This window comes from Microcoleus sp. BROC3 (genome assembly GCF_036702515.1).
GTDB lineage: Bacteria > Cyanobacteriota > Cyanobacteriia > Cyanobacteriales > Microcoleaceae > Microcoleus.
The window spans coordinates 1-10,720 of the sequence record NZ_JAUBTQ010000066.1 but is presented as its reverse complement, the minus strand read 5'-3'; the positions used below and the strand labels follow the sequence as shown (position 1 = coordinate 10,720).

The following is a 10,720-nucleotide window of genomic DNA, read 5'->3' as shown; positions in this document are numbered from 1 at the left end:
GAGGTTGCTGAGGATGATTCTGTATCAAGAGCAATATCTACTTACCAGCCTCGCGGCACGGCCCGCAGTGGTGAATATTTTCGGTTCTCTTATCGCGACGGCTTCAAGATGCGGCACATTCACATCCGGGGCGGCAACACGGATTCCCCGATCGCCCAGGCAAAAGTTGCCGAAGTGCGATCGCTCTTAGCGGCGGGAATTCCCGCAGCTCAAATTGCCGCTACTCTTCGCAGGCTTGCCGACTAACCCAGAGTGCGCCAGGCCCCCCAAGTGCCGTTGTTTTGAGCGCGGAACGAGAGGACTGTTAAAGTGCTGTGAAATTGTATGCAATACAGACCGGCTGATGTCGTGCCCCACAGTCCGTCAATCTGAATGAGGCATCCACTAACACCCGTGGTAGCAGGGAAATTAGAAAAAACGGCGGCGCCGCCGTCAATCCACTTAAACCCTGCAGAAACTCCTTGAATCGCCGTGTTAGCATCTGCGTTACTTCCTCCCCCGGTACGGGGGAGGAGAGAAAGGGTTTTAATAAGTGCTGCTGCAATTTCGCTATCTCGGGCAATCGGCTGAGGTATTTGCGGATCAGTGACGGGATTATTCAGCGGCATCAGATAAGTACCAACTCGGTGACATTGATAGTAGTGGGGCTGCTGGTACTCCGCATCATCACAGGACCTTGCCAAGGAGCGCTTGGTGAATCCTCAAAGTATCCCCCTGGCAACAATTCGGCTGTAAAAGCCGTTGCCGAAACACTTGTACCCAAACTAAATAAGGCGTTGGCGGTTCCGTCGTTGAAAAGTAGCACCCCCCGCCTGTTATTGGCAATACTGCGATCGGGCAAAACCGTAACTGGTGATGTCGTTAATGCAAATTCCGTAATGGAGCTGCCACCAGGAAATTTGGCAACTTGCTGCGGTTGTACTTGGCTCGGATTAAATAAGGTCATTTTTAATTCTAAAAATTATCAATTGCATTTTTCAGTTGAGCATCGGACACTTCTATATATCGCACCAGCGAAGATATGCTCCTATGTCCTGTTATCCGCTGAATTATTTTTATATCGCAGCCTTGTTCGTTAAGTCGCGTAATAAATCCCCTGCGAGCTGAGTACAAACTAAATCCTTGATTTTCCAACCCGGCTTTTTTGACTGCACGTCTAAAAGCTTTGTCTACAGCTTGTCGGCTTAAATGCTTGTCGGCGCTGTAGAGAGATGGAAATAAAAAACCCGTTTCGGGTGGCTTGTAGGCAGCGAGCATTAGTTTTAAAGCCCTGTGCGTGTCTACTTGCCGAGTTTTTCTATCCTTGCGGTTGTAGGCTGGATAAATTACTGTGTCACGCGGTTGACGCTTTGCCACGTCTGCGTAAACGTGATTGACATTTATTCGCAAGATAGCTTCAGGTCTTTCTCCAGTGTACCAAGCCAATGCTAAAAATAATTTGTAAACATCTGCCCTAAACTGGTCGCTAATTTTGTTAAACGTCGTTGGACAAAGCGGCGTAGCTTGTCCTATTCTTAGAATCTTCACGGTTGCTCATTCCAGGCAAACATCTATCAATCAGCAACCATTTAGGCGCTTCATCTAGTGTAACAGCCAAAACCGTTGAATTTTGGTTGTTTGTTTTATTTAAACAGTTGCTAATTTATCTATTTCAGCAACTTCTTAAGTTTTTGTTACCGCAACTGAGGGTAACAATTTGTTACTTAGACTGGAAAAGTAAGATTCTATTTTAATTATTTATGGCGGCTCATACTTCTGGTGCTGGCGCTTCTGTGACCGGAACATCGCACGCTAACCCTCAAGGTTCAGCGAGTAAAGAACGTTACGTGTATGGAATATTGGCACTGCTGGAAGAGGAAGAAAACAACTTAACGAGGGTCGCAGAACGGACGGACAGAATAACAATTACTGCAAACCTTTCAACCAAAACCGCCGCGATCGACCTGCTCTTAAACGTAGCGGCCAGCAATGCAGCGGGTGGCAACACTGTTTACACCGCAGCTCATTACTTAACTGGTTCCACCTTCACTAGCGGCACGAGCGGCAGCAGCAGCGCGCCCAATTTGGCACAAGCAGCAATGGAAGGGGTAATCGCTCTCAAACTAATTGAACTTGACCCCGCACGAAAGCTCAATCCCGACAAAACCGTAATTACCCGCTGCGTTCACACTTTAGCGGCAAGCGGCGGAAGCAATGCCACTTTTAGCGCTTTGCTGGAATTCCCGATCGAAGTAATCAGTTTGCCCGGTGGCGGCAGCGTAATTGAAGGCAAGGTGTTTTTGAATTAATGGCAATGGCAGAAAATCAACTAGAAAACACCAAAACTTTTCGGCGCAGCATTACTAGCGCCGACGGCACGGGCATTATTGAAATCTTGAATTGCGCCGATGCTTTTGCCGAATACAATGCTTTGTCTACTTCTTATTATTTAGGAAAAAGCTTTTACCTAGAAGCTTTCAGCGGCGCTATTTATTTGCCATCCTACCAGCAAGCACCTTTCCCCGAAATATTTCCGGAGATGAATTCAGCAGAGAAAATCGCTGCGATGCTTGCAATTGAAGAAGATTATCCGTTTGTAGGGTTAAGGTTTCACGCTCGCAAGGGTACAGGAGCATGGTCAACTTTAGCAACGGCCAGGTTGCAAAACAAAGGGCGGGAAACAACGATACCTTTCACAATCCCTTATCTGACAATCAACCAATTAAAATTATTAAGCCCCGACGATCGGCTCGGAATTTCTATTATTAATTACGGGCACGGCGTTCTCGGTGTCGGCGATTACATCAACTTAGAAGGCGATTTTAGATTTAATTTAGATTTAATCGCTAAACCCACAATCAAAACGGTCGGGACTGCCTTTCCTTACGGCGCGGATATACCCGCAGGCGTACCTACTCGCTTCAAAACGGCAAATGCCAACCGCGCAATTATTTACGCAACAAACACCGGAAATGCAGACATTTGGATTGCCGGCAATTCTAGCGTCGCAGTTGGCAGCGGTATTTATTTGGCTGCCAATGGTGGAGGCAACTTGACCGAACAAACTTTGACCGGCGAACTGTGGGCGATCGCTCAAGGAAATCCCTCTCGAATTTCGGGAGTAGAAGCGAGCTATGGCTAGGGTGAGCTCTAAATCAGGGCTTTCGCCAAGCGCTACAAGGGGGTCTAGCGAAATCGACCTCGGCAAGGATAGCGGCGTGGATATCGGCCGCAAGGCGCAACCCTCGGTAACAAGCGGTGGCATTGGCGTTACTCAAGAAGTTGCAAATATTGGCGGCATAACTGTCACGGGCGGAGTAAGCGTTGAAGTTAGCCCGATAGCAATTAGCGTCAGCGGCAATCCTTCAGAAAATTCTATTTCAATTAGCGGCAGCGCCGAATTACCGGGCGGGCTTTTAGGAGTTAGTGGCGGAACAACTATAGATACCAGTACAGGGGAAATAACAGGAGGAAGCGTTGGGGGAGAAATCGGAGGATTTGGAATTAATGTTTCTTCTAACAAAGGGAATATAGGAATTGAATTCACCTATCAAATTCCTTTCTCTCCAATAGAAATTAGTTTAGGTTTTGGTTCTCCACCCAAAAAGCCAACACCAACACCAACCCCAACCCCAACACCAACACCAACCCCAACACCAACCCCAACACCAACCCCAACCCCAACACCAACACCAATATCAAACATAAAATGTGTGGGAGGAGAATGGAAAGTTGCTGGAGAGGGCGAACATCACAATCCCAAAACTGGGGAGTATTTCGATCGAGGTACTCAATGGTTCGAGATGGATTTGATAGAAAAAGTTTATATGCAAAGACTTAAAAATATAACTTACAACGCAACTTTTCATCAAGCCCCAGAGTGGGGAGGCGATTACAATCAAGTTTCGATAGAAAAGGAAATCTCTATTGCAAATTATTACTGGGGTGAGAATAATTGGTTAACATCAGAATTGACATTTAACGGTTACTTTCCAAATTTTGCACCCAGCAGCAATCCACAAGAGTCACGATATGTCGGACAGTGGCTTTATATAGCTTCTAATGGTTCAAGTTATTACGCCAATCCAATTGTTTATACAGTTAAAGTTAAATGGGAATTTAAACGCACTAAATTTACAGCGAAACCAAGCTGGACGGGACAACCTTATTCTTTTGAAGGAATAGGAAGAAATTATAAATACACAATAGAGGATTTAATCCCCGCGCCACTTTGTCCGAATGGTTCGCTACCCACTCCCACACCGTCACCGCCTGTTTTGATTGCTCCTTTTCCAAACCCTCCACCAAGGAAAAAGGCTGCTATGGATACTTGCTGTCAAGAAAACCTTAAATTTCTAAGAGCTATTTACACAAGGTTGGGGATTGCTAAATTCCCCGGTCAACTTCCCGCAACTATTATTCAAGAAATTCCCAAAGAAGGCGAAGCGCCCGCAGAACCCGCACAAGTGCCGATCGCCGATTTTGTAGATTTGCTCGACTGGCAGTTTAGGCGCGATGACGAGCGCTGGGGACAGTGGGAGGTACAGATAAATGTGAAGGATGCTGACGTTACTCAAGAAGGCGATCAGGGTAAATCCGTTAAATTTCCAAACTTAGCAGAGTCTGTTGCCGAAATTGAAGGGCAACTGCTGTCATTAACCACCAACATTGATGCGGTGCTTGCCATTGCAACAAAAAATTTAGTCGAGTCTGGGCTTGCCAGACAGGAAGCAATTAAAGGTTATTTAGCGTCAAAGTCTATTATCAAATACATGGCATTTAAAAGCACGGAAATTGATGTCACTGTGCCTTCGTGCTTCACTCCTGGCGCTGAAACAATCCACGAATTAATCGCAGAGTCTGAAATTCACGTAAAGGGATTAGATTACACAGAAAAAGAAACACTACGCGATATCTTTTTAGATTTGTTGCAAGCTGCGGCGGTAATTCGCGCCGTACACTGGCAAAGAATCGACACTAAAAAAGATACAAAATCGCAACTACTAGGGATATTAAAAGGCAGTTTAGATTTGGCAAACTCTATTAACAATCCCGCAAAACCCACAGACGGCGAGGGTAAGCCAAATCCCGCACAAAACTTTGAAGATTTTATCGACAGCGCCGAAAGCGGATTTACGAATACAACGGGAATTACCGACATTCAAAACCCATACGGAAAAACCCCAGACCGCCGCCCGAGGATTCGACAAATCGGCGATAACATTTCACAAGCTGGGAGCGATAACTAATGGCAACTGCACAGGCTATCCCTAAAATAGGGATGATTCTTAAGGATTTGGCATCGCGAAAAATTAGATCGAGTTCTACTGGCGGAAATCTTATTAGAACGTGGTCGGCAAGTGCTATTACCACCTCAAGCAGCGGCGGATTTCTAGAAACTATTATTAATGGAGCCGTGCGCTTTGGTAATTTTTTAATTTCTGCAATTAGTAGCGCAATTTCTTTTAGTTTTACAAAGCTTTGGAGTTGGGTAGTTGGCGGTGTTCAATTTTTGTACAATTTTGACTGGAATATGTCAGATACTGCAATAGACAAACAAGTTGAGGGCTTGTGGAATTCCTTTGGCGGTATTTTGGGCGGTGCAGTTGGGCGGGCGATCGGATGGGTAGGATGCGGGGTAGTTCCGGCAGCGGCAGTTTTTTCATTTAACCAGTCGCTTGGCACTCACTTATTGAAAGAAGTTGGCGAGCAAGCTTTGGACGAGATGTTAGACGCTGCTAGCGAAGTGATAAATGCCGGATTTCGCATGGGGGCGCAAGCAACTTTCTTGTGGCTTTACAAAGATGTGCGACGCGCTCTCAAAGACCCTAACAATATTTTTGGCCAGGGGCTGCGGGCTGTTTTGGGTTCCGGAACTCTTGACAATTGGGGAACGGGCGAATCTTGGACAATTGCCAAAGCGGTAGAGAAAAAAATTGAATCAATTCCTAATGTTTTCTGGCGCAACTTTACAGAGGAGATGCTTGAGGAAGGCTCGGAAGCTTGTATAGAAGCGGGGTTCGCAGTAGCGGGCGGGATTGATGCTTGGCTCGCCCAGCAAGCAATGCAGCAAAATTCTGTGCTTGGAGCCGATCGCACTGTGGAAATTACGCCCGATCGCTCTGCGCCCGACGAGCGAATTATTCTCAGCGGCCCCGAAGCTGTACTGCGCCCCACAATCGTTAACGTGCTTGCAACTCACCAAATGCTCGGCAATCGCGACGTGGGAGTCCTAATTAACGGAACTCCGACAGATGAATACATTACTCCTAGCGTCCAAGAACGCAGCTTGTTTATTGAATTTCGAGAAAAAATTGCCCCCCCGTGGCGAATGCCATCGGGTAAAAGGGTTCGTTGCCGCGAAATTACCATTCCTGATGTTAAGCGCGGATTAACTTGGGAAGAAATAAAACGAGCGGCAAAACAGTACACGAGCGGCCAAAGACTTGTTACTGCAAGACTAAACAACGGGCGGCAAGTTCAATGTTATGCAAGTACGGAAAATGAAGGCCTTCAAAAAATTAAAGAATTGTTAGTGCTTTCAACTGCTGAAATATTGCCCAACGGTGCGCGAGATTCGGGTTACACAGACCCAACGCCAAGACGGCGATCGTTGCCCTACCTTGTTTACCCGACAAAAGCGGTATTGGTTTGGAAAAAACGCGCTGCCGATTTAGAAGGAAGAGAAGATATAGCGGGCAACATTTGGGAAGAGCAGCGAATAGAGTTTAACTTGTGGACAGACGATGCGCCTGTTAACTTGCCACTGCTAGGTTAGGTCTTTTTGAGCAATTAAATATTCTCGTTCTTTTTCTAACTGCAATTGCACCTGGCTAATTGTTAGATTAGTTTCGCGCGCCAACCGTTCCAACAAAATGCCGCGAGGTCTGTAAATGTAAAGCTTTCCCCAACGACCGTTTTTACGGGTTAAGGCTTTTTTGCTGCGAGTGCTCAGTTTTGGGTAAAGGGTTAGATTCATGTTACAAAAATTTACACAGTATCACCGCGATCGTAAGTGCTACGGAGCAACCCTAGGGTTCAGTAATAGCACCAGTATGTCGAAAGTTGCTCACAACAAGCCTTTTAGCCATTGACAGCTTAGGATTGAGCTGATTAAGGTAAAAACACAGCACACAACGATTCTTATAAAAATCTATGTCAATTACCGTTACTCAGTTGACTGCTAATTTACCAGCCGGCGTTACTCTCGATACTACGGCTTATCCTGGCACAGCCCAAGCAATTAAAGTGCTTGTCGATATGCTTGACGCATTTAACGCGACTCAAGCAGCTTTTAACGCAACTGCCCCCGCTGGCACCGACGTGTTATCCCTAGTCGTCGGGCTCGGCAACGAACAAAGCATTTTTTGGCCGCCCGGACAAACTACCACCACAAAAACAGTGCGACCAAAAACTTACACTTTAACGAGCTTTCAACAAACCACCGTAACTGACGTTTATCCAATCGTCGGTTAATTTTTACTACCCAATAAATGGGTAGTAAAAGTTAAATTTCAAGCTAATAAAAACTACTCAAAGAATCAAGAATGGCAATTACTAATATTTACGGGGCAAGAAACCTGCGAGCAGTAAATATGCTTGTTGGAGGCGTTAACGCTTTTTATGTTTTTAAAACGAACGTTGACGCGAGCGAAGTTTCAGAATTGGGGCAAGTACCTGCCGAAACGTTAGTAGGCGGCACGCAACCTGTTTTTGTAGGTACAGGCAAAAACGGACGCCCTAGACCTGCTCGCTTGAAAAAAAAGAAGGAAGGAATTACTTCTCTTTGCTCTACTTCGTCAATAGCGACAGCAATTGCCAGCCGCCGGTGGCAAATTGTAAAACGTCAGGTTTATCAAGGCAAAATTGCTCAAAAATCCGCAGCTTTTGGAACTCCTATCGCCGGAGGCGAAGCGGCGAAAGGTAGTATGTTAGTGGTTGTTACTACATCCGGATTAAATTGGGCATGGAGAATGCCGGCTCAACAATTCAATAAAATTTCAACAGCCGAAGCAACTGCACTAGGGATTACTATTCCCAACACCGATTTAGAATTTCGCAGTTTGTTAGTTCGCGCTGACTTGCCACGCCCAGGACGTGCTTTTAGAAGCCTTTCGACTACTGATGGTACGCTGCGAATTGAAACTTTTATCGGTGACAGCGCTACTTTACCCGCTGGCTGGTCGGGCACCAGCGAGGCTCGTAAATTTAGCATTGACTAAAACAATATGCTGTTGTTACCGCACCATCACGAATTTGCGGAAACGCTCGCTAACTTGCCGTTTTTTTATCAAGAAGCGGCAAGTAGAACTTGCGAGGTTATGCACCTCATCCAAAAAAATCCCAACCATTTGCCGGAAATGGCAAACGCTAACAAGTTGCAAGAATATTTGTTAGGCGGCGAAGCTGATCGATTTGTTGAATACGTTGACGGGTACGCAAACGAACCGACAGACGAACATAATAATTCCTTAGATTTGTGGGAGCTTGGCGACGAATGGCTTGGCTTGATTTAGGAATAGTTTTTCCAGATGAGGTAATTTGGCGGCAAACCAATCAAAACGCCATCGACCAAGATTTGATTTGATTGACCTACGTTTCAACTGGTTTAATTTCGTCAATTAAATCTCGGTTGCTAGTTCGCAGGTTGTGGCAAATAGACGGCGAGTTACCAATTGAAGAAAAAGCAAACGTTATTTACCCGTCGCCTAACCGTACTTTGTTGAATTTGCCAGTTCTTGCCGATTATGTCGAATCGGGTTTAGCAACTTACAAAATTCAGGTTAAAAGGTACTACCCGTTTCGTCGGTCGGTTATTAGCGAGCCGTCATATGCTTTAAAAGTTGAAGTGGGTTAATTGCTAAATTCGTCGTCTGGCGCAAACTCTAAAATAATTTTGACCCGAATTTTACCTGCAACCCAACCGTTTGACCCGATTTTAAGCAAATTGCACCGCGCACCCGTTTTTGTCCACAAATCGAAACCTGACGCAAACACGTAATTTTTCAAAAAACTTGAAATAATTTCTAGGAAATCATGGGTCGTATAAGTTTTATCGCTGCGAGCATGAAGAGTGGCTTGCGGCTCTAACACGTAAAACACATGATTTTCATTGTCCAAGGGTTGAAATTGAGGTTCCATAGTTTTATTGGTAAAAACAAACTAAATTTATCACAATGAAAAACCTTACTGATGTTATTTCGTTAGTTGGGACATTTTTAACCTCGTTAATCAGTCTCATTGTCCTTTGGAACGTAACTAGAGGAGTTTTGACACTTTTGGCAAATATTCAGCGCAAGCTTACTGTACTTCGCAGCTTGTACATAAGTCAACGAGCTGAGGTTCGCGACATCCAAAATTATCTGAAAATTCATCACGATTATCATGTGCGAGGAGGTATACACGAAATTCAAGATGATTTGCTAAACGAATACAACAACGAAAATACGGGATTTTAAGTGGACAAATACTCCTATCGCTTCACTGTTGCAAGTTTAGGCGTGTCAGTAATGATGATTAGTGCCGGATGTCTGGCTTTAGCTATTCAAGACAAAGACCCGATGCTTCTAGTGCCAGTTTTAGGGGCAATCATTCCTGGTCTAATAGGTTTGTTAGTTCCCTCGCCCAAATCATCGCCGCCATCATCAAATGACTATCCACGAAGCTAATCAATTGTTAAGCAACGATAAAGTTAGTCGGCTGCAATTGTTGCAATGCTATGAAAGCCTTTGTAAGGAGTACGGATATGTACAGGGAATGTTAATTGCTAATCTGCGTGATTTAGTATCAGGACAAAAAACACTTGCGGAAATGCAATTACTAATAGACCAATTAAGAGACAGATTAAAATGAATCAACATCATTTAATTTTTACAATGCAATTAGCTCAATCGTCCGAGTTAATTTATGGAAATTTACAGCTTTGTTATCCAGACGGAAGGGAGATCGACTATTTAGCCACTTCCGGCTGCGCTAACTGGCAGCGACCGGGTGACGAGTGGGTAAGAGGGAAAGGGCCCATTCCAGCGGGAAAATATGAAATCCCAACCGAGCCTTACTATCTTGAAACTCGCGGCGTAGAGGGCGATTTTTTTCACATTACGCCCGACCCGGTGGTTTCAGATAAAGGAATTCGAGCCGAGTTGGGCCTTCACTTTGATGCTAATTATCCGGGTAGCGCGGGATGCGTGGTTTTGAAAAATTGGGAAGGGTGGCGGCAATTTTGCGATCGTCTTGCTTCGATCGCAGACAGCGAAGTGAAAAGTTTGCCCCTAACTGTGAAATACTGACATTCGCTATATGTATCGCAAGGAAGCTGCATTGCTACTACATATAGTGTTGTTTATCCCTGATAGGGTTTTAGGTTGATGAGATACATCCCCGCTATATTTCAATCCCTGGTAGGGACGGGGAGGCTGGCATCCCTCAAGACTTGTACAGCGCAAGATTACTGCCAGCCAAATCAATCATATATCAAGATCGAGCGGATCGAAACCTTTGGGCGCTCTTTCGTAGGCTTTTACCATTGCAAGCTGCACGGCGGACCAATCGTCGCCGGGAATGCGCTTGTTTTCCATTCCGGGAGCGTCTTTGTCCACCCACCCAGCAATAAGCTTTGAATCGGCAAAATTTAAGTAGCACCGCAAGCTATATTGCGTCTGAGTTTCGGTTTCTATTTCGTAAAGCCCGCTGCCGTAAAAAATCAAATCGTTACGCTTCTTCATATTATTTCTGGGGATTC

Annotated in this window: 16 protein-coding genes and 1 pseudogene; 11 read left to right on the top strand and 6 right to left on the bottom strand. The window is 45.2% G+C overall.

All coding sequences use genetic code 11. From position 1 onward, the window contains the following. Window positions 1-246 (top strand): annotated as a pseudogene (locus tag QUB30_RS28705) (hypothetical protein); the annotation flags it as partial. On the opposite strand, the gene QUB30_RS28700 reads toward QUB30_RS28705, so the two are convergent. The 3 genes from QUB30_RS28700 to QUB30_RS28690 are packed head-to-tail and all read right to left on the bottom strand — an operon-like array spanning window position 243 to window position 1,527. Next, window positions 243-608 carry a hypothetical protein gene (locus tag QUB30_RS28700; protein WP_333340858.1) on the bottom strand — a complete coding sequence of 122 codons (366 nt, stop codon included), beginning with the start codon at window positions 606-608 and terminating at the stop codon, window positions 243-245. The pseudogene QUB30_RS28705 and the gene QUB30_RS28700 sit on opposite strands and share 4 nt — an antisense overlap. Continuing rightward, entirely contained in the window at window positions 608-946 is a 339-nt protein-coding gene (locus tag QUB30_RS28695; RefSeq protein WP_333340855.1) for a hypothetical protein, read from the bottom strand. The genes QUB30_RS28700 and QUB30_RS28695 overlap by 1 nt, the downstream gene beginning before the upstream one ends. Before the next feature lie 8 nt (window positions 947-954). Continuing rightward, a complete protein-coding gene (locus QUB30_RS28690) occupies window positions 955-1,527 on the bottom strand; it encodes a tyrosine-type recombinase/integrase (protein ID WP_333340851.1) in 573 nt (190 codons plus the stop codon). A gap of 212 nt (window positions 1,528-1,739) precedes the next feature. On the opposite strand from QUB30_RS28690, the gene QUB30_RS28685 reads away from it, so the two are divergent. The 4 genes from QUB30_RS28685 to QUB30_RS28670 are packed head-to-tail and all read left to right on the top strand — an operon-like array spanning window position 1,740 to window position 6,757. Continuing rightward, complete coding sequence (locus QUB30_RS28685; protein WP_333340849.1) at window positions 1,740-2,288, top strand: hypothetical protein; 549 nt, start codon at window positions 1,740-1,742, stop codon at window positions 2,286-2,288. A 5-nt stretch (window positions 2,289-2,293) separates the two neighbouring features. Then, window positions 2,294-3,121 (top strand): hypothetical protein, encoded by an 828-nt coding sequence (locus tag QUB30_RS28680; protein WP_333340846.1) that lies wholly within the window; start codon window positions 2,294-2,296, stop codon window positions 3,119-3,121. Beyond that, window positions 3,114-5,228, top strand: coding sequence for a hypothetical protein (locus QUB30_RS28675; RefSeq protein WP_333340844.1), 2,115 nt, complete (start codon window positions 3,114-3,116; stop codon window positions 5,226-5,228). The genes QUB30_RS28680 and QUB30_RS28675 overlap by 8 nt, the downstream gene beginning before the upstream one ends. Next, window positions 5,228-6,757 (top strand): hypothetical protein, encoded by a 1,530-nt coding sequence (locus tag QUB30_RS28670; RefSeq protein ID WP_333340841.1) that lies wholly within the window; start codon window positions 5,228-5,230, stop codon window positions 6,755-6,757. Before QUB30_RS28675 ends, QUB30_RS28670 begins: the two co-directional genes overlap by 1 nt. Here the strand turns inward: QUB30_RS28670 and QUB30_RS28665 are convergent. After that, the gene (locus QUB30_RS28665; protein ID WP_333340838.1) at window positions 6,749-6,958 is read right to left on the bottom strand and encodes a hypothetical protein; all 210 of its coding nucleotides are present in this window, start codon (window positions 6,956-6,958) and stop codon (window positions 6,749-6,751) included. The two genes, QUB30_RS28670 and QUB30_RS28665, sit on opposite strands and share 9 nt — an antisense overlap. Before the next feature lie 176 nt (window positions 6,959-7,134). Here QUB30_RS28665 and QUB30_RS28660 point away from each other — a divergent pair, with 176 nt between their 5' ends. The 4 genes from QUB30_RS28660 to QUB30_RS28645 all read left to right on the top strand — a co-directional run bounded on the left by QUB30_RS28660 (window position 7,135) and on the right by QUB30_RS28645 (window position 8,836). Then, on the top strand, window positions 7,135-7,455 hold the full coding sequence (locus QUB30_RS28660; RefSeq protein WP_333340835.1) for a hypothetical protein: 321 nt from the start codon (window positions 7,135-7,137) through the stop codon (window positions 7,453-7,455). Window positions 7,456-7,526: 71 nt separating this feature from the next. Beyond that, window positions 7,527-8,201: a hypothetical protein gene (locus tag QUB30_RS28655; protein ID WP_333340832.1), complete on the top strand. Its 675-nt coding sequence runs from the start codon at window positions 7,527-7,529 to the stop codon at window positions 8,199-8,201. Between the two features lie 6 nt (window positions 8,202-8,207). Next, the gene (locus QUB30_RS28650; RefSeq protein ID WP_333340829.1) at window positions 8,208-8,495 is read left to right on the top strand and encodes a hypothetical protein; all 288 of its coding nucleotides are present in this window, start codon (window positions 8,208-8,210) and stop codon (window positions 8,493-8,495) included. 71 nt (window positions 8,496-8,566) lie between these two features. Beyond that, on the top strand, window positions 8,567-8,836 hold the full coding sequence (locus QUB30_RS28645) for a hypothetical protein (protein ID WP_333340826.1): 270 nt from the start codon (window positions 8,567-8,569) through the stop codon (window positions 8,834-8,836). On the opposite strand, the gene QUB30_RS28640 is transcribed toward QUB30_RS28645, so the two are convergent. Beyond that, window positions 8,833-9,120, bottom strand: a complete 288-nt coding sequence (locus tag QUB30_RS28640) for a KGK domain-containing protein (protein ID WP_333340823.1) — start codon at window positions 9,118-9,120, stop codon at window positions 8,833-8,835. The two genes, QUB30_RS28645 and QUB30_RS28640, sit on opposite strands and share 4 nt — an antisense overlap. Window positions 9,121-9,437: 317 nt before the next feature. Here QUB30_RS28640 and QUB30_RS28635 point away from each other — a divergent pair, with 317 nt between their 5' ends. Together QUB30_RS28635 and QUB30_RS28630 are read left to right on the top strand one after the other, a co-directional pair. After that, window positions 9,438-9,647 (top strand): hypothetical protein, encoded by a 210-nt coding sequence (locus QUB30_RS28635; RefSeq protein ID WP_333340818.1) that lies wholly within the window; start codon window positions 9,438-9,440, stop codon window positions 9,645-9,647. Window positions 9,648-9,827: 180 nt separating this feature from the next. Beyond that, the gene (locus QUB30_RS28630; protein ID WP_333340816.1) at window positions 9,828-10,268 is read left to right on the top strand and encodes a hypothetical protein; all 441 of its coding nucleotides are present in this window, start codon (window positions 9,828-9,830) and stop codon (window positions 10,266-10,268) included. A 177-nt stretch (window positions 10,269-10,445) separates the two neighbouring features. On the opposite strand, the gene QUB30_RS28625 is transcribed toward QUB30_RS28630, so the two are convergent. Further along, the coding region (locus QUB30_RS28625) for a hypothetical protein (RefSeq protein ID WP_333340814.1) at window positions 10,446-10,720 on the bottom strand (275 nt) is incomplete at its 5' end.

Bases quoted from the DNA above. Each gene is read 5' to 3' on its own strand.
- QUB30_RS28675 (WP_333340844.1), top strand. From the start codon at position 3,114: ATGGCTAGGGTGAGCTCTAAATCAGGGCTTTCGCCAAGCGCTACAAGG.
- QUB30_RS28630 (WP_333340816.1), top strand. From the start codon at position 9,828: ATGAATCAACATCATTTAATTTTTACAATGCAATTAGCTCAATCGTCC.
- QUB30_RS28695 (WP_333340855.1), bottom strand. From the start codon at position 946: ATGACCTTATTTAATCCGAGCCAAGTACAACCGCAGCAAGTTGCCAAA.
- QUB30_RS28670 (WP_333340841.1), top strand. From the start codon at position 5,228: ATGGCAACTGCACAGGCTATCCCTAAAATAGGGATGATTCTTAAGGAT.
- QUB30_RS28640 (WP_333340823.1), bottom strand. From the start codon at position 9,120: ATGGAACCTCAATTTCAACCCTTGGACAATGAAAATCATGTGTTTTAC.
- QUB30_RS28685 (WP_333340849.1), top strand. From the start codon at position 1,740: ATGGCGGCTCATACTTCTGGTGCTGGCGCTTCTGTGACCGGAACATCG.
- QUB30_RS28655 (WP_333340832.1), top strand. From the start codon at position 7,527: ATGGCAATTACTAATATTTACGGGGCAAGAAACCTGCGAGCAGTAAAT.
- QUB30_RS28665 (WP_333340838.1), bottom strand. From the start codon at position 6,958: ATGAATCTAACCCTTTACCCAAAACTGAGCACTCGCAGCAAAAAAGCC.
- QUB30_RS28680 (WP_333340846.1), top strand. From the start codon at position 2,294: ATGGCAGAAAATCAACTAGAAAACACCAAAACTTTTCGGCGCAGCATT.
- QUB30_RS28700 (WP_333340858.1), bottom strand. From the start codon at position 608: ATGCCGCTGAATAATCCCGTCACTGATCCGCAAATACCTCAGCCGATT.
- QUB30_RS28660 (WP_333340835.1), top strand. From the start codon at position 7,135: ATGTCAATTACCGTTACTCAGTTGACTGCTAATTTACCAGCCGGCGTT.
- QUB30_RS28650 (WP_333340829.1), top strand. From the start codon at position 8,208: ATGCTGTTGTTACCGCACCATCACGAATTTGCGGAAACGCTCGCTAAC.